The organism is Leucobacter tardus (assembly GCF_017583045.1).
In the GTDB taxonomy this organism is placed as follows: domain Bacteria; phylum Actinomycetota; class Actinomycetes; order Actinomycetales; family Microbacteriaceae; genus Leucobacter; species Leucobacter tardus.
The window spans coordinates 17,841-34,207 of sequence record NZ_JAGFBF010000005.1; the positions used below are offsets into that span (position 1 = coordinate 17,841).

A 16,367-nucleotide genomic window follows, 5' to 3' on the forward strand; every position below is an offset into this window, starting at 1 on the left:
GTCGAGATCCGCGGTTCAGCCGATGATGATCTCGACCCCGGAGCCCTTCGGCAGTTCGGTGCCCGGTTCCGGATCGACCCGGTCGAAGCTCAAGCGCCCGAGCAGGCGCTCCGGGATCGCCCCGAGGCCCTTGATCTTCGGCTCGAAACCGGCGTCGCGCAGAATCTTCATGGCGTCCTCGACGTTGTCGGCATCGGAAACGTCCGGAACGGGGAAGCGCTCGGGTCCGAGCGAGATCTCGAGTCCCACGGCGTCCCCGGAGCGCACCGTCTCCGACTGCGGCAGGAGCCGAATCACCCCGCCCTCGTCGACCTCGTCCGAGTACGCCTCGCCGCGCGGTCCGTCCGCAGACAGTCCGGCGCTCGTGAGGGTGGCCGTCGCGTCATCGACGCTCATCCCGCCGACGTTCGGCAGCGGACCCGCCGAGATCACGAGATCGACCACTCCCTGCTCGGCGTAGGCGTCGCCGAGACCTTCACCGTTCTCGTCGAGAGCGGCGAGTACGGTCCCCGCATCGGAGTCGTCGAAGCGCTCCTCGCTCACTTCTCCGACCGTGAAGCCAGCGTCGGCGATGGCCCGCTCGGCATCAGGTTCCGTCGACCCGACGAGCGTCGGTACCGGGAGCATCTCGGGCCCGGTGGACTGGCAGACGCGAACGGTCGATTCGCGGTCCACGCGCGCACCGGGCTCGGGATCGGTCGATACGGCAAGGCCGGCCGCCACATCCACACTGGAGCACTCGAAGAAATCCGGAGCGATGTGGAGGTCCGTGAAGGTCTGCTCGACCTCGGCGATCTCCTGACCGGACACATCGGGAATCGTCACGCGTGCGCCGGGCCCCTGCCCGAACCACCACGCGGTCGAGCCGATCGCGGCGGTCGCGACGAGAACGAGCAACGCTGCGAGTCTGCCCCGGCGCATGCGACGGTCGGCCGCGGTCCCCGCGGCGTCGATCGGGCCGGACGGATGCGGCCCGGGTGCGGGGGCGATGGATTCGCGGAGATCCGGCGCCGGTCGTGCGGCCGTCCCACCCCCGAGCACCGTCGTCGCAGCGGTGACTCCCGGCTCCTCGAACTCGTTGACCGGCAACACGCGCGTGGCGCCGAGCGGAGCGCCGTCGGGATCCCGAATGCGGTGCAGCTGGTCCAGGACGACACCGGCATCTCTCGGTCGCGTGTCCGGATCCCGCTGCGTCGTCCATCGCACGAGCTCGTCGAGCTCGGGCGTGGCCTCACTGGACTCGGTCGACGGTGCCGGCACGTCGGAGTGCGCGTGCTGATAGGCGATCTGCATCGGCTGCTCGCCGCGGAACGGCTGCGCTCCGGTCAGCATCTCGAAGAGCATGATGCCGAACGCGTAGACATCGCTGCGGGCATCGGCGATGCCGCGCGTGACGAGCTCGGGGGACAGATAGGCGATCGTGCCCAGGAGGGCCTGACCGGTCGTGGTGTTGGCGCCGGCGGCGCGCGCGAGTCCGAAGTCGCCGATCTTGATGCGGCCGTCATCGGCGAGCAGCACGTTCTCGGGTTTGAGGTCTCGGTGGACGATCCCCGCGCGATGCGCGGCAGCGAGTCCTGAGAGCGTCGCCTCGGCGATCTCGAGCGACTGGTCGCCCGTCAGCCGCTGCTGCTGCTTGAGGAGATCGCGCAGCGTGATCCCCGGCAGGTACTCCATGACCAGATACGGTCGCCCCGCGTCATGCCCCTGATCGAAGACATTGACGACGTTCGGATGCGAGAGTCGAGCCGCGCTGCGCGCCTCCTGCTCGAATCGACGGGTGAAATTCTCGTCGTCAGTCAGGTGATCGTGCATCATCTTCACCGCGACTCGACGTTCCAGCCGGAGGTCGCTCGCGAGGTACACGACCGCCATCCCGCCGCGGGCGATGCGAGAACGCAGCACGTATCGCCCGTCGAGGGTCTGCCCGATCAACGGATCGGCGGGGGCGGAAGTCACGTGGAGAGTCTACGGAAGGCCGGCTGCGAGTCCATGAGCGCACGCCGAAGCATGCCAAAGACGCGGCGGGGAGCGGGCGCGTCGCAGCGGGTTCGTGTTGCGGAGCAGCGAACCGGCTGGCAAAGTGGGAGCGTGGTAGACGCATCCCCGTTCAGCGGCGAGTTTCTGGCGATTCCCGACCTCGTCGAGCTGTTCGATATTTCACCTGGCAAAGTCCGTCGACTCATTGAGGAACGGCATCTCGCCGCGGTCCGCATCGATGGCGTGCTGCGCGTACCCGCGGAGTTCGTTCGCGATGCGCAGCCGCTTCCCGCGCTCCGGGGAACGCTGATCCTGCTCGCCGACGCCGGCTACTCCGAGGAGGAGCAGGTCGCATGGCTGCTGTCGGACAACGATGAGCTCCGCGCACGGCCGATCGACGTGCTGCTCTCGGGGAACAAGAGCGCCGTTCGTCGCGCCGCTCAGTCCCTGTTCTGAGCGAACCCGCGGGCGGGCGCGCCGTCAGAACGACCGACGAGCTGCTCGCTCGGCAAGTGCCACGAGATCGGCCACGGCGTCCTTCGCGAGCGGGGCCTCGGTGATCCCCTTGGTCGCCAGTTCGACGTTCCTGCCGATCATCTGCTCGACCTGATCGACGGCACCGCTCTCGCGAATCGTCTGCTGCAGCAGCGTGATGCTCTCCGCTTCGAGATCGGCTCTCCCGTGGAGGTCATCGAAGACGGAGCGCTGGCTGCCGGGAAGCTCCTGCCGCGACAGTGCCACGAGAATCGTGCGCTTGCCCTCGGTGAGATCGTCCCCGGTCGGCTTGCCCGTGATCGCCTCGTCTCCGAAGACGCCGAGCAGGTCGTCGCGCAACTGGAACGCGACGCCCACCGGGAGGCCGAACTCCGCGAGCGCTGACTCCTGGTCGGGGCTGGCCCCGGCGAGCGCGGCCCCGATGAGCAGCGGGGCTTCGACGCTGTACTTCGCCGATTTGTAGACGAGCAGACGCGTCGAACGTTCGAGCTGCTCCTCGTGCGGAGCGAACTCTGCCTGCTGCTCCTCGAGCACATCGAGGTACTGCCCGACCGCGACTTCCGTGCGCATGCGGTTGAAGTGCGCGCGCGTCGCACGCGCGGCCGCGCGGTCCTCCAGCGCATCGCACGAAGACTGCAGCAGCTCGTCCGCCCACGATTGCAGCAGGTCGCCGAGCAGGATCGCGCCGGCCGTGCCGAAGTGCTCTGGGGTGCCGCGCCAGCCGGCGTCCCGATGGATCCTCGTGAAGACCCGGTGAGTGGCGGGGCCGCCGCGTCGCGTCTCCGACCGGTCGACGATGTCGTCGTGAATCAGTGCCGCCGCGTGGAAGAATTCCAGCGCCACAGCGACGTCGAGCAGTCGTGACGCCGGATCACTCGCGTCGATCGGCACCTGCTCACCGAATTGGAGCGGCCGGACCGACCGGTACCCGAGCACCGCGAACAGCGCTCGCAATCGCTTCCCGCCGGTGAGGAAGCGCGTCGCTTCATCGATCAGTGGGAGGGCGTCCGGGCCGAGCGGGTCGATGGCGGAACGATGCTCCGCCAGTCGCTCGGCGATTCGCCCCTGAATAAGCCCTGCGAGTCGCGTCGTTTCCTGCACGCAACTAGCTTAGCGGCGCAGTGTCGCCGTAGAATGGAATCATTCACGAGTCGGTTCCATCGAGGAGGTCGCCATGGCACTGTCTGAGAACGAGCAGCGTCTTCTCGAAGAGATGGAGCGGAGCTTCTACCAGAGCGAGTCCGACGTCGTGCAGACGTCGACCGTGACGCGCGGGTCGATCAGCTACCGCTTCCTGGTCATCGGGATCGTGGTCGTGCTCGCCGGGCTCGGCGTGCTGGTCGCCGCGGTCGCGACGCAGCTGCCCTGGCTCGGCGTGATCGGTTTCGGCGTGATGCTCGCAGGCGTGGTGCTGATGTTCCGCCGCGATTCCTCGCCTGCGGCCCCGGAAGAGGTCAGGCGGAGTCGGCCGCAACCCTCCGGAGGGTCTCCCACCGCGAAGGAAAGCATGAACGATCGCATGCAGCGCCGATGGGATCAGCGCATGGGAGGCGAGCGCTAAGCCTCGCTCGGGTTCAGGGTCGTGACTTCGGTCACGACCCTTTTTTCGTGTCTCGGCCCTGTTCGTGTCGCGGCGCTCATAGCGGGGTCCACCCGCGGTGCCCTCCACATCGCTCCACCTGTGCCGCCGGCGCCGGACTCCGTCCGGCGCCGGCCCGCGCCTTCCGGGTGCCCCGCCCCGGACTCCACCCATCCACCCCCCACCCCCGCGACGGTGCATCACCGAGATTTCCCGCAATCTCGCTTCACGGGGTGTGAAAGGCGACTTTGCGCAATCTCGACGACGGGTGGATTGCGCAGGGCGCGGGCGCCGCGGGCGCCGCGGGACAGGCGAGTGGAGGCGGGAGTCGCGGGACAGGCGGGTGGAGGCGGGAGAAGCGGCTAGAGGTGGGGGCGTGGCGCGCGGTCGCCGCGTGGCCGGCTCGCGCGACTCCACTTCGCTCCACCGCACATCTTCCGCGTGATTCCGCGGGCCGAGGAGCCCGATCGCGCGTGTTCGGGAGACGAGTGGAGAATTTTTTCCACCTGGGTGGGTGATGTGGAGGAAAGTGGAGTAAAGTGGCGTCATTGGTCCGACGCGTGGGGGAGGTGATCCGTGTTCCTCGGCACCTTCACACCCAAGCTCGACGACAAGGGCCGCCTGATCCTGCCCGCGAAGTTCCGCGACGAGCTCGCGGAGGGACTGGTCATCACCCGAGGTCAGGAACGCTGCCTCTACGTCTTCAGCGAGCACGAGTTCTCCGAGATGCACGATCGCATCCGGCAGGCACCGATCACCTCGAAACAGGGTCGTGATTACCTGCGCGTGTTCCTCTCCGGAGCGCACGCCGAGACACCGGATAAGCAGAGCCGGGTCACCATTCCTTCGGCGCTGCGCGAGTACGCCGGCCTCGGCCGGGAGCTCGCCGTCATCGGGGCGGGCACGCGCGCCGAGATCTGGGACGCCGAAGCCTGGCAGGAGTATCTGACCGAGCAGGAGAGCGCCTTCTCAGCAGTCGAGGAGGAGGTGATTCCGGGCATGTTCTAGCCCGGAGATGTCATGAGCGAAGACACCAGAGACCCCGGAAGCCTACACACCCCGGTGCTGCTCGACCGCTGCATCGAACTGCTTGCGCCCGCCCTTGAGCGACCGGGCGCACTGGTCGTCGATGCGACACTCGGCATGGGCGGCCATTCCGAGCGCCTGCTCGAGACGTTCCCCGAAGCGACGCTCATCGGTCTCGACCGCGATCCCGAGGCGCTCGACATCGCCGGCAGACGCCTGCGTCGGTTCGGGGACCGCGCTGTCCTGGTGCACGCCGTGTACGACGAGCTCGCCGAGGTGGTCGACGAACGCGGGTTCTCGGCGATCGACGGTGCACTGTTCGATCTGGGGGTGTCCTCCCTGCAGCTCGACGAGGCCGAGCGCGGCTTCGCGTATGCGCAGGACGCACCGCTCGACATGCGGATGGACCAGAGCGCCGGTGAAACGGCGGCAGCGGTCATCGCCACCGCGCCGGAAGGACGTCTGCGGGCGATCTTCGAGCGCTTCGGTGAGGAGCCGCTCGCCGGCCGATACGCGCGCGCGATCATCGCCGCACGCCAGGAGGCGCCGATCGAGCGCAGCGGACAACTGGTCGAGGTGCTCCAGCAGGCGACGCCTGCTGCGGTCCGTGATCAGCGTCACCCGGCGAAGCGAGTGTTCCAGGCCCTCAGGGTCGAGGTGAACGCCGAGCTCACGGTGCTCGAGCGTGCGATTCCTGCAGCACTCGACGCGCTGAGGGTGGGGGGACGTCTCGTGGCGATGTCGTACCAGTCGCTCGAGGATCGCATCGTGAAGCGTGCGCTGGCGACCCGGAGCCGCTCGACCGCCCCGGCCGGACTTCCGGTCGAGCTGCCTGAGCACAAACCCGAGCTTCGACTGCTGACCAGGGGTGCCGAGCAGGCATCGGCGGCGGAGCGCGAGACCAATCCGCGGGCGATTCCGGTTCGCCTGCGTGCCGCAGAACGCATCAGGGAGACATCGTGACGAGCACTGTTCCCTGGAACCGTGGAACGCTGCGCGACGCCGCGGCATCACCTGCGCCGCAGACGCCGCGCGAACGCCATCTCTCGCTCGCGGGAGCGCCAGCGAAACGGCCGCGCCGCGCCGCGTTGAGTCCGTTGATCGGTGCGCTCACCGCGGTGGGCGTGGTGCTCACGATTCTGGGCGTTCAGCTCGGCTTGAGCATCATGGTGTCGCAGGGCGCGTACGAGACGCGGGCACTCGAGATCGAGCAGCGCGACCTCATGCGCGTCGAGCGCGTGCTGCAGCAGAACGTGGAGAAGCTGTCCTCGCCGCAGAACCTCGCGGAGAACGCCGCGGCGCTCGGGATGGTCCAGAACTCGCATCCGGCATCCCTGCGGCTGAGCGACGGCGCCGTCCTCGGCGATCTCGAGTCTCCGACCACGGAAGCGGCGGACAACCTGATCCCGAACGCCACGCTGGAGAACATGCCGGTCGTCGACGCCGATGGTCTGCTCGTGGACCGAGGTTCAGGACAGGCCGGTGGGGCTGCGGCCGCATCGCAGGAGCCGCCGGTACCTTGGGAGGGGAAACTGCCGGCACCGTCCACCCGCTGAGCGGATACGAACGAACGAACGAGGAGCGCACCCAGTGATGAGGTACGAATAATGCGATCGCTGCGGCTTCCCCGCGGTCGACGTCTGCTCGCGCTGGTGGCGATCTTCGCGGTCGCGATCCTCTTCGTCATCCGTCTCGCCGATGTGCAGCTCGTCTCCGCTTCCGCGTTGAACGCCGATGCGCGTGACAAGCGTGCGGTGCCCGTCACCATCCCCAGCGTCCGCGGCGACATCGTGGACCGCAACGACAGCGTGCTCGCGAGCACGGATGAACTGTACGATGTGCAGCTCTCCCCGAAGAACACCCGCATCAATGGCGGCAAGTTCTACCGCCAGGAGGTCGGCGGCGGGATCGGCACCGTCGAAGTGACGAACGCGGAGGCGTACGCCGAGATCGGCGAGATCACCGGGCAGTCCGCCGACGAGATCGCAGAGATCGTGGACGACGCTCTGGCCGCCGATCCCGATTCGGACTTCGCCTACGTCACCCGCTCGGTGGATCTCACGCAACTGAATCGTCTCAAGGAACTCATGATTCCCTGGCTGACGTTCGAGAGCCACCACGAGCGGAGCTTCCCGAACGGCGCGGTCGCCGGCAACCTGATCGGGTTCTCGGGTTACGGCGAGGAGCCGCAGTCGGGCGTTGAACTCTCGCAGGACGCGTGCCTGACCGGCAAGGACGGCCAGGAGGAGTACGAGCGCAGCGAGGACGGCGTTCCGCTTCCGGGAAGCGTCGTCGTGACGGAGCAGGCCGAGGACGGCGGCGACGTCAAGCTCAGCATCGATCGCGATCTCAACTGGCAGGCGCAGCAGATCATCAACGAGCAGGTCGAGGACGTCGCCGCGGAGTGGGGCTATCTCGTCATCATGGACGTCAAGACCGGCGAGCTCGTCGCTGTGGCCGAGGACGGATCGGTCGATCCGAACGATGTCTCCGGATCGGATCCCGCGAAGCGCGAGTCGCGATCGTTCGTTTCCCCGTACGAGCCCGGATCGACGTTCAAAGCCGTGACCGCGGCTGCACTCATCGACCAGGGGCTCGCCGATCCGACGACCCAGCAGCTCACGCCGGGTCAGTGGGAGCCGGAGCCGGGCGTTCGTTTCGGTGACGCGGTGGCGCACGGCGAAGAGCGATGGACGCTGAACGGCATCATGGTCAACTCCTCGAACGTGGGCATTTCGATGCTCGGGGATCGGATGGACTCGGGCACGCTCCACGACTACATCACCAAGTTCGGCATCGGGGAGTCGACGCAGGCGGGAATGCCGCTCGAGGACTCGGGCATGCTGTTCCCCGCAGACCAGTGGGATCGGCAGACGTCATACAACATCCGCTTCGGTCAGGGCGTCTCCTCGACGATCGTGCAGACCGCTGGCATCTACCAGGCCATCGCGAACGGGGGAGAGCGGGTACCGCCCACGCTCGTCGAGAGCTGCACTCAGCCCGATGGCACGGTCACGAAACCGGATCACGGGGACCCCGTTCAGGCGATCTCCGGTGAGACCGCGGGTACCATGATGCAGGTGCTCGAGTCAGTGGCGAACGAGTCCTGGGTGAAGGATCACGTCTCGATTCCGGGCTACCGCATCGCCGGGAAGACGGGAACCGCAGAGCAGTCGGACGGGCAGGGCGGCTACCGGTCGGACTACGTGAGCAGCTTCGCCGGGATCTTCCCCGCCGACGACCCGCAGTACGTGGCCGTCGCGTCGGTCGCGTTCCCCGCCAATCCGGAGAACGGCGGTCTCGCCGCGACGGCGGCGTTCCGGCAGGCGGCGGAGGCGACGATCCGCACCTTCCACATTCCGCCGTCCACGGGAAAGTACGATCCGCTCCCGGTGAACTACTAGGCCGCGCGCCACCGATCGACGAACATCAGACACCGAACACCCCTGGAGGACCCCGAAGTGAGCACCGACCCAGCCCCTGGCATTCGCCCGAGGCGGCCTCGTGCCGTACCGCTCGAGCGTGTGGCGGAGCGGTTCGCGCTGGTGAGCGCCGATGAGTTCTCGGGGCGTGAGGCCACGGGCGTGGCGTTGAGTACCCGCGATGTCGTGGCCGGCGACCTGTACGTCGGTGTGCCCGGAGCGCGTCGCCACGGAGCGGAGTTCGCGGAGCGCGCGCGGGAGAGCGGAGCGGTCGCCCTGCTCACCGACGCCGCCGGGGCCGAGATCGCCGCCGATGCGGATCTTCCGGTGCTGGTCACGAACGATCCCGTCCGGGAGATTCTGGGGGAGGTAGCGGCGTTCGTCTTCGGCACCGACGATTTCTCCGCGCTCACGTTCGGCGTCACCGGCACGAACGGCAAGACGAGCGTCGTCTACCTGCTCGATGTGCTGCTCCGCGCCGCAGGTCTGAAGACCGGACTGAGCTCGACGGCCGAGCGCAGAGTGGGCGACTCCGTCGTCACGAGTACGCTGACGAGCCCGGAGAGCCCCGAGCTGCACGGTCTGCTCGCGCGGATGTCGGAGGAGGGTGTCGAAGCGGTCTCTCTCGAGGTCTCGGCGCACGCCACGGCGCGACGACGGATCGATGGTGTCACGTTCGATGTGGTCGCCTTCAACAATTTCTCACAGGATCACCTCGACGACTTCGGCGATCTCGAGACCTACTTCGCCGCGAAGCAGCAGCTGTTCACTCCCGGCCACGCGCAGCGCGGAGTGGTCGTCGTCGATTCGCCGCACGGCGTCCGCATGGCGCGGGAGTCGCGGATCCCCATCGTCACGCTCGCGACGGAGTACGGTCACGAGGCCGATTGGCACATGGCCGTCACGCGACAGGATCTCGACGGCGTCTCCTTCGTCTTGCAGGGACCCGAGAGCGTTCGCTTCACCGGGCGCGTCCCCGTCTTCGGCCGCTTCATGGCGGAGAACGCCGCACTCGCACTCATCATGCTGCACGAGGCGGGCATCTCCATCGAGCGCGTCGCCGCGGGACTCGATCGCGGACTCATCCCCGTGTACATCCCCGGACGCCTGGAGCGCGTGAGCGCCGAAGGGACCGGACCGCACTTCTACGTCGACTACGGGCACACCCCGGGGAGCTTCTCGGCCATGCTCGACGCGCTCGACGAGGTCGCGACGGGTCGCGTCATCTTCATGTTCGGCGCCGATGGCGATCGGGACACCACGAAGCGCGAGGAGATGGGGCGCATCGCCGCGGCAGGATCCGATGTGCTCATCATCTGCGACTACCACCCGCGCACCGAGGATCCGGCGGCGATCCGCGCGCAACTGATCGCCGGAGCGCGTGCCGGTGGTCGTGCCGAGATCATCGAGATCCCCGACCCGCGAACCGCCGTTCGGGAGGCTGTGTCGCTCGCCGGGCCCGAAGACGTTATTCTGTACGCTGGTCCGGGGCATGAGGACTATCAGGAAGTCGACGGGCAGCAGCTTCCCTACTCTGCTCGCGAAGAAGTACGCGGAGCGCTCCGCGAGGCAGGACTGCTCTCGTGATTACACTCACACTGGCCGATATCGTCGACGCACTCGGCGGACGACTCGTTCCGGGTGCCGATGGTTCGGGGCCGACGACCACGGTCTCCGGGATCTCGCAGACGGATTCTCGTCTCATCGAAGCCGGGGAGATCTTCTTCGCCCGACGCGGCGAGGAGACCGACGGTCACCGTTTCATCGGGCAGGCGATCGACCGCGGGGCCGCACTCATCGTGGCGGAGCGCGAAGTCGACGACCGTGTCGCTCAGATCGTCGTCGATGACGCCACCATCGCACTCGGTGCGCTCGCGACGGAGGTCGTGCGCCGTGTCACGGAACTCGGCCGCCTGCGGATCGTCGGGATCACCGGTTCGAACGGCAAGACGACGACGAAGAACCTCGTGCGCTCGATGGCCGAACGGCTCGGTCCGACGGTCGCGTCGGAGAAGTCCTTCAACAACGAGGTGGGCGGTCCGCTCACCATGCTCCGGGTCACCGCTGTCACCGAGACACTGGTCGCCGAGATGGGTGCGAGCGGTGTGGGCGAGATCGCCCGTCTGACCGCCATGGCCCCGCCGCACATCGCTGTGGTGCTGACGGTGGGTCTTGCTCACGCCGGGGAGTTCGGTGGGATCGAGCAGACGTTCCGCGCCAAGAGCGAAATGGTGACGGGGCTGCCCGAAGCCGCGGTCGCCGTGCTCAACCGGGACGATCCGCGAGTCGCTCAGATGGCCGCGCTCACGCGTGCGCGCGTGCGGTGGTTCGGGCTCAGCGACGAGGCAGACGTGCGTGCGAGTCGCGTGGTCGCAAGTGCCGAAGGCACGCGCTTCACTCTGGAGGTCGGGGAAGAGTCGTATGAGGTGAGCTTCCGCGTCTTGGGTGAGCATCACGTGATGAATGCCCTTGCCGCAACAGCTGTCGCGCTCGAACTCGGACTGGATCTCACGGCGGTCGTCGAGGCGCTCGAGGCGACCACGGTCGCCGCGCGCTGGCGCATGGAGGTGATGGGCGGTCGCGACGGCACCGTCATCATCAATGATGCCTATAACGCAAGCCCGGATTCCATGAGCGCCGCGTTGCGTACGCTCGCTCAGATCGCGAAGCCCGAGGGGCGTACGATCGCGGTCCTCGGGGCGATGAGCGAGCTCGGCGAGTTCGCGGGGGAGGAGCACGATCGCATCGGTCTGCAAGCGGTGCGGCTCGGGATCTCCGAAGTGGTGGTGGTCGGTGCCGAGGCGCGTCGCCTGCACATCAGCGCGATCAACGAAGGATCGTGGGACGGGGAGAGCGTCTTCTTCGAGAATGCGGACGACGCGTACGCGTACCTGACCGGCACGCTTCAGCCTCACGACACCGTGCTCGTCAAGTCTTCGAACGCGGCCGGTCTCCGTACCCTCGGCGACCGACTCGGGGAGGCGTTCGCATGATCGCACTGCTCGTCGCTGGCGGCATCTCGATGCTGTACTCGCTCTTCCTGACGCCGCTCTTCATCCGCGGCTTCCGTCGGCTCCGCTGGGGTCAGTTCATCCGTGAAGACGGACCGCAGTCGCACCATGCGCGACGCGGCACCCCGACGATGGGCGGACTCATCTTCATCTCGGGCACGGTAGTCGCCTACTTCGGGGCCAAGCTGCTCATGCAGGAGACGCCGTCGATCTCCGCGATGCTGGTCCTGCTGCTCGCGGTGGGTTGTGCCGCGATCGGCTTCATCGACGACTACCTGAAGGTACGCAAACAGCAGTCGCTCGGATTGGGCGGCTGGTCGAAGATCATCGGCACGATCGTCGTGTCGATCGCGTTCGGCTTGCTGGCGCTGAACTTTCCGAACCGGCTCGGACTGACGCCCGCCTCCACCGAGATCTCGCTCTTCCGCGATCTCGGCATCGACTTCATGTCGCTCGGCGTCGTCGCGGGCATCGGGCTGTTCCTCGTCTGGGTCATCGCGATCGTGACGTCCGCCACGAACGGCGTGAACCTGACCGACGGCCTCGACGGACTCGCCGGCGGGGCGTCGATCCTCGTCTTCAGCGCCTACCTGGTGATCGGGTTCTGGCAGAACTCGCAGCGGTGCTTTGCGACCATCGCCGAACCGGGGTGCTACCTCGTGCGCGATCCCATGGATCTCGCCGTGGTCTCGGCGGCGTTCGTCGGTGGACTCATCGGCTTCCTGTGGTGGAACACGAGTCCGGCGCACATCTACATGGGCGACACCGGTTCCTTCGGCCTCGGCGGTGCGATCGCTGCGCTCGCGATCCTCAGCCGGACCGAATTGCTGCTCGTGCTGCTCGGCGGCCTCTTCATCATCGAGGTCGGCTCGGTGATTCTGCAGCGCGCCTACTTCAAGGTGACCAAGGGCAAGCGTATCTTCCTGATGAGCCCCATTCATCATCACTTCGAACTCAAGGGTTGGGCCGAGGTCACGGTGGTGGTGCGGTTCTGGATCATCGCCGGAGTCTGCGTGATGGCGGGCGTCGGTCTCTTCTATGCGGAGTGGGTGTTGGCACAGTGACGGCAGATGCTCGGGAGCGGGTGCTCGCTCTGACGAGTTGGCACCACGACTGGTCCGGTGTGCGCGTCGCCGTGCTCGGGCTCGGCGTGACCGGTTTCTCGGTCGCCGACACGCTCGTCGAACTCGGCGCCAGGGTGCGCGTCATCTCGGGCCGGCCCGACCCCGACCGCGAACGGCTGCTCGACGTGATCGGAGCCGAGCGCGCGACGCTCGACGGGGATGACGCGCAACTCGAGGACTTGCGCGCATTCAACCCGGAACTCGTGGTGGTGTCGCCCGGCTATCGGCCGGACCACCCGCTCACGACGTGGGCCGCCGATCGCGGCACCGTGGTGTGGGGCGACATCGAACTCGGGTGGCGTCTCCGGGACAAAACGGACCGCATCGCCGACTGGATCTGCATCACCGGCACCAACGGAAAGACCACGACGACGCAGCTCACGGCCCACATGCTGGTCGCCGGCGGATTGCGCGCCACGCCGGCGGGCAATATCGGGACCCCGATCCTTGATGCCGTGCGCGACCCGGAGGGGTACGACGCCATCGTCGTCGAGCTGTCGAGCTTTCAGCTCGAGCGGCTCGGCGTGATCTCGCCTTACGCATCGGTCTGCCTGAACATCGCCGACGACCACCTGGACTGGCACGGAGGCGCGGAAGCCTACCGGGCGGCGAAGGCAAAGGTCTACGCCGGCACGCAGGTCGCGTGCGTCTACAACCGAGCCGATCGGGCCACCGAGCAGATGGTGGAGGAGGCGGAGGTCGTCGAGGGCGCCCGCGCCATCAGTTTCGGCCTCGATGTGCCGCCGCCGAGCGGGTTCGGCATCGTCGAAGGACTGCTCGTCGATCGCGGTTTTCACGCCGAGCGACGGGACAACGCGTTCGAACTCGTCTCGCTCGAGGAGTTGCGCAACCGCGGACTCGGGGCACCGCACATCGTCCAGGACATTCTCGCCGCCGCGGCGCTCGCGCGCGCCCGAGGCGTCGAGCCGGCGGAGATCGCCGCCGCTGTCCTCGCGTTCACCCCGGACCCGCATCGCTCGGAGCACGTCGCAACGATCGAGGGGGTGACCTGGATCGACGATTCGAAGGCGACGAACGCGCACGCGGCGAATGCCTCGCTGCAAGCGCTCGAGCGCGTGGTATGGGTCGTCGGCGGCCTGTTGAAAGGGGTCAACATCGATGATCTCGTCCGCACGCACGCGCGACGCCTGCGGGGTGCGGTCGTCATCGGGGCCGAGCGCGCGGAGCTGCTGGCAGCGCTCGAGCGGCACGCTCCCGGTGTCCCGGTGTCGGAGATCGCCCATGCCGATGCGGGGGCGGTCATGTCCGCGGCCGTGACGGCGGCGCGACGCATCGCCGGCCCGGGGGATACCGTGCTCCTGTCGCCTGCGGCGGCGTCGATGGACCAATTCTCGGACTATGCGGACCGCGGACGGCGCTTCCAGCACGCCGTGCGGGGTCTCGGCGGAGGTGAGACGGATGACGAGTCCGCGGACGGCGACCTCGGCTAGCGGCGCAGGCGGCAAAGCCCGCATCCGGCTCGCGGGCATGCGGCTCGCGGCCGACCCCACGGTCGCCCTGATCTACTCGATCACCTTCCTGCTGGTGGGCATCGGGCTCATCATGGTGCTCTCGTCCTCGTCTATTTCCTCGTATCTCGACGATCAGGGCTTCTTCGGCGGGTTCTGGCGCCAGTTCACGTACGCGGTCATCGGCCTTCCGCTGATGTTCATCGCTGCGGCCATGCCCATCGCGTTCTGGAAGCGCTGGGCATGGTGGCTCTTCGCGCTCGGACTGGCGCTGCAATCGCTCGTGTTCACCCCGCTGGGCGTGGAGGTGTGGGGCAATCGGAACTGGGTGCAGATCGGCGGCATCGGAGCCCAGCCCTCCGAGGTGCTGAAACTGGCTCTCATCGTCTGGATCGGCACCGTTCTCGCGCGTAAGGAACCGCTGCTCGGGCAGATGCGGCACGAGCTGATTCCCGTGATTCTTCCGGGCGCCATCATCGCGCTCGGTCTCGTGCTGCTCGGTCATGATCTGGGAACGACGATGGTGATGGGCGTCGCAGTCTTCGGCGCGATGTACTTCGCCGGTACCAGTTGGAAGTCGCTGGGAGTCATCGCGGGCGGGGCGGTCGCCGCCACCCTCTTCTTCGTGCTCTCGAGTCCCAACCGATTGGCGCGCATCCGCAGTGACGGGGGGGATTACAGCGGACTCGACTGGCAACCGCTGCACGGTCTCTGGGCACTCGCTGGTGGCGGAATGTTCGGTGTGGGGCTCGGCGGGTCGAAGGCGAAGTGGTCGTGGCTGCCCGCTGCGGAGGACGACTACATCTTCGCCATCATCGGTGAGGAGCTCGGCATGATCGGTGCACTGCTGATCCTCGTGCTGTTCATCGCGCTCGCGATCGCCATGCTTCGCGTGATCGCCCGGGCGCGCGACCGCTTCGGTCGCGCGGTCGTCGGGGGGATCATGGTCTGGATCGTCGGTCAGGCGTTCGTCAACATCGGGGTCGTTATCGGCATCTTCCCCGTGCTCGGCGTGCCGCTTCCGCTCCTGAGTTCGGGCGGCACGGCACTCATCGCGTGTCTGCTCGCGATCGGTGTGGTGATCTCCGTCGCACGTGACACGGCTCAGTACCAAGCCGAACTGGCGGCGCAATCGACTCCTCGAGGAGGATCCGCAGTATGACCACCTATCTGCTCGCCGGTGGCGGCACCGCGGGGCACGTGAACCCACTGCTCGCGCTTGCCGACTCGATCCGGGATCGCGAGCCGAATGCCGACATCGTGGTGCTCGGAACGCGGGAGGGTCTGGAGGCGCGGTTGGTTCCCGAGCGCGGATACGAACTGCACACCATCGAGCGGCTCCCGTTCCCCCGTCGTCCGAACCTCGACGCGCTCCGCTTTCCGCTGCGTTTCCGTCGCGCGGTCGGAGCGGTGCGGGCACTCATCCGTGAGCGCGGCGTCGATGTCGTGGTCGGGTTCGGCGGCTATGCCTCGGCGCCCGCGTACCGCGCCGGGAGTGCCGAGGGCGTACCCGTGGTGATTCACGAGGCGAACGCTCGGCCAGGTCTCGCGAACAAGCTCGGTGCGCGCAGCACGCCGTACGTCGGTGTCACGTTCGCAGGTACGCCGATCCGCGGCGCTCGCGTGACCGGAATGCCGCTGCGACCGGAGATCGCGCAGCTCGATCGCGAGTCAGTGCAGCGCGACGCCCGTCTCCATTTCGGGTTGGATCCCGACCGTCCGACGCTGCTCGTCACCGGGGGCTCGCTCGGCGCGCGGGCGATCAACCAGGGCATCTCCCGGTCCGCGGGAGAGATCGTCGAGGCCGGCATTCAAGTGCTGCACGTCTGGGGTGGGCTCACGGAGGTCGAGGATCCGCGGGTCGACGGCTACACGGTGATCACCTATTGCGATCGGATGGATCTCGCATTCGCGGCGTGCGACCTGGTCGTCTCGCGCGCGGGATCGACGACGGTGAGCGAGATCTCCGGGCTCGGAATTCCCGCCGTCTTCGTGCCATACGCCGTCGGCAACGGCGAACAGCGATTCAACGCAGCGGGGACCGTGTCCGCGGGAGGAGCGATCCTGGTGGAGGACGGCGAACTCACCGACGACTGGGTGCGGTCCACGCTGATTCCGCTGCTCGCCGACCCTCCGCGTCTGGCCGAGATGGCGGAGCGCTCGCGCTCCGCCGGTCGACTGGACGGGACCGCGCAGCTCCTGCACCTCGTGGACGAGGCAATCGGCGCTGCCTGAGCGTCGTGCCCGGTTGCGCCGCGGTACCC

General features: G+C 67.6%; 14 protein-coding genes. 12 read left to right on the plus strand and 2 right to left on the minus strand.

From position 1 onward, the window contains the following. Nucleotides 1-15 precede the first annotated feature (15 nt). Entirely contained in the window at nt 16-1,956 is a 1,941-nt protein-coding gene (pknB, locus tag J4H85_RS07130) for a Stk1 family PASTA domain-containing Ser/Thr kinase (protein ID WP_208238259.1), read from the minus strand. 132 nt (nt 1,957-2,088) lie between these two features. Here pknB and J4H85_RS07135 point away from each other — a divergent pair, with 132 nt between their 5' ends. Further along, on the plus strand, nt 2,089-2,433 hold the full coding sequence (locus J4H85_RS07135; protein ID WP_307863490.1) for an Rv2175c family DNA-binding protein: 345 nt from the start codon (nt 2,089-2,091) through the stop codon (nt 2,431-2,433). Nucleotides 2,434-2,457: 24 nt separating this feature from the next. Here the strand turns inward: J4H85_RS07135 and J4H85_RS07140 are convergent, their stop codons facing one another. Further along, on the minus strand, nt 2,458-3,573 hold the full coding sequence (locus J4H85_RS07140; RefSeq protein ID WP_208238262.1) for a polyprenyl synthetase family protein: 1,116 nt from the start codon (nt 3,571-3,573) through the stop codon (nt 2,458-2,460). A 73-nt stretch (nt 3,574-3,646) separates the two neighbouring features. Between J4H85_RS07140 and J4H85_RS07145 the strand changes: the two genes are divergently transcribed. The 11 genes from J4H85_RS07145 (at nt 3,647) to J4H85_RS07195 (ending at nt 16,338) form a co-directional block, all read left to right on the plus strand. Next, entirely contained in the window at nt 3,647-4,033 is a 387-nt protein-coding gene (locus J4H85_RS07145; RefSeq protein WP_208238264.1) for a DUF3040 domain-containing protein, read from the plus strand. A 594-nt stretch (nt 4,034-4,627) separates the two neighbouring features. Further along, nucleotides 4,628-5,059: a division/cell wall cluster transcriptional repressor MraZ gene (gene mraZ, locus J4H85_RS07150; RefSeq protein ID WP_208238266.1), complete on the plus strand. Its 432-nt coding sequence runs from the start codon at nt 4,628-4,630 to the stop codon at nt 5,057-5,059. A 12-nt stretch (nt 5,060-5,071) separates the two neighbouring features. Then, complete coding sequence (rsmH, locus tag J4H85_RS07155) at nt 5,072-6,040, plus strand: 16S rRNA (cytosine(1402)-N(4))-methyltransferase RsmH (RefSeq protein WP_208238268.1); 969 nt, start codon at nt 5,072-5,074, stop codon at nt 6,038-6,040. Next, the gene (ftsL, locus tag J4H85_RS07160; RefSeq protein ID WP_208238270.1) at nt 6,037-6,633 is read left to right on the plus strand and encodes a cell division protein FtsL; all 597 of its coding nucleotides are present in this window, start codon (nt 6,037-6,039) and stop codon (nt 6,631-6,633) included. The genes rsmH and ftsL overlap by 4 nt, the downstream gene beginning before the upstream one ends. 51 nt (nt 6,634-6,684) lie before the next feature. After that, on the plus strand, nt 6,685-8,481 hold the full coding sequence (locus J4H85_RS07165; RefSeq protein WP_208238272.1) for a peptidoglycan D,D-transpeptidase FtsI family protein: 1,797 nt from the start codon (nt 6,685-6,687) through the stop codon (nt 8,479-8,481). A gap of 57 nt (nt 8,482-8,538) precedes the next feature. After that, on the plus strand, nt 8,539-10,086 hold the full coding sequence (locus tag J4H85_RS07170) for a Mur ligase family protein (protein ID WP_208238274.1): 1,548 nt from the start codon (nt 8,539-8,541) through the stop codon (nt 10,084-10,086). Then, the gene (locus J4H85_RS07175) at nt 10,083-11,492 is read left to right on the plus strand and encodes a UDP-N-acetylmuramoyl-tripeptide--D-alanyl-D-alanine ligase (protein ID WP_208238276.1); all 1,410 of its coding nucleotides are present in this window, start codon (nt 10,083-10,085) and stop codon (nt 11,490-11,492) included. Before J4H85_RS07170 ends, J4H85_RS07175 begins: the two co-directional genes overlap by 4 nt. Further along, nucleotides 11,489-12,574, plus strand: coding sequence for a phospho-N-acetylmuramoyl-pentapeptide-transferase (gene mraY, locus J4H85_RS07180; RefSeq protein ID WP_208238278.1), 1,086 nt, complete (start codon nt 11,489-11,491; stop codon nt 12,572-12,574). The genes J4H85_RS07175 and mraY overlap by 4 nt, the downstream gene beginning before the upstream one ends. Then, a complete protein-coding gene (murD, locus tag J4H85_RS07185) occupies nt 12,571-14,085 on the plus strand; it encodes a UDP-N-acetylmuramoyl-L-alanine--D-glutamate ligase (RefSeq protein WP_208238280.1) in 1,515 nt (504 codons plus the stop codon). The genes mraY and murD overlap by 4 nt, the downstream gene beginning before the upstream one ends. Further along, nucleotides 14,054-15,265, plus strand: coding sequence for an FtsW/RodA/SpoVE family cell cycle protein (locus tag J4H85_RS07190; protein WP_208238282.1), 1,212 nt, complete (start codon nt 14,054-14,056; stop codon nt 15,263-15,265). Before murD ends, J4H85_RS07190 begins: the two co-directional genes overlap by 32 nt. After that, complete coding sequence (locus tag J4H85_RS07195) at nt 15,262-16,338, plus strand: UDP-N-acetylglucosamine--N-acetylmuramyl-(pentapeptide) pyrophosphoryl-undecaprenol N-acetylglucosamine transferase (RefSeq protein WP_208238284.1); 1,077 nt, start codon at nt 15,262-15,264, stop codon at nt 16,336-16,338. Before J4H85_RS07190 ends, J4H85_RS07195 begins: the two co-directional genes overlap by 4 nt. Nucleotides 16,339-16,367: the final 29 nt, after the last annotated feature.

What these genes read in the sequence shown, in the direction of transcription:
- J4H85_RS07145 (WP_208238264.1), top strand. Translation starts at nt 3,647, where the DNA reads ATGGCACTGTCTGAGAACGAGCAGCGTCTTCTCGAAGAGATGGAGCGG.
- rsmH (WP_208238268.1), top strand. Translation starts at nt 5,072, where the DNA reads ATGAGCGAAGACACCAGAGACCCCGGAAGCCTACACACCCCGGTGCTG.
- J4H85_RS07165 (WP_208238272.1), top strand. Translation starts at nt 6,685, where the DNA reads ATGCGATCGCTGCGGCTTCCCCGCGGTCGACGTCTGCTCGCGCTGGTG.
- mraY (WP_208238278.1), top strand. Translation starts at nt 11,489, where the DNA reads ATGATCGCACTGCTCGTCGCTGGCGGCATCTCGATGCTGTACTCGCTC.
- J4H85_RS07190 (WP_208238282.1), top strand. Translation starts at nt 14,054, where the DNA reads ATGACGAGTCCGCGGACGGCGACCTCGGCTAGCGGCGCAGGCGGCAAA.
- J4H85_RS07195 (WP_208238284.1), top strand. Translation starts at nt 15,262, where the DNA reads ATGACCACCTATCTGCTCGCCGGTGGCGGCACCGCGGGGCACGTGAAC.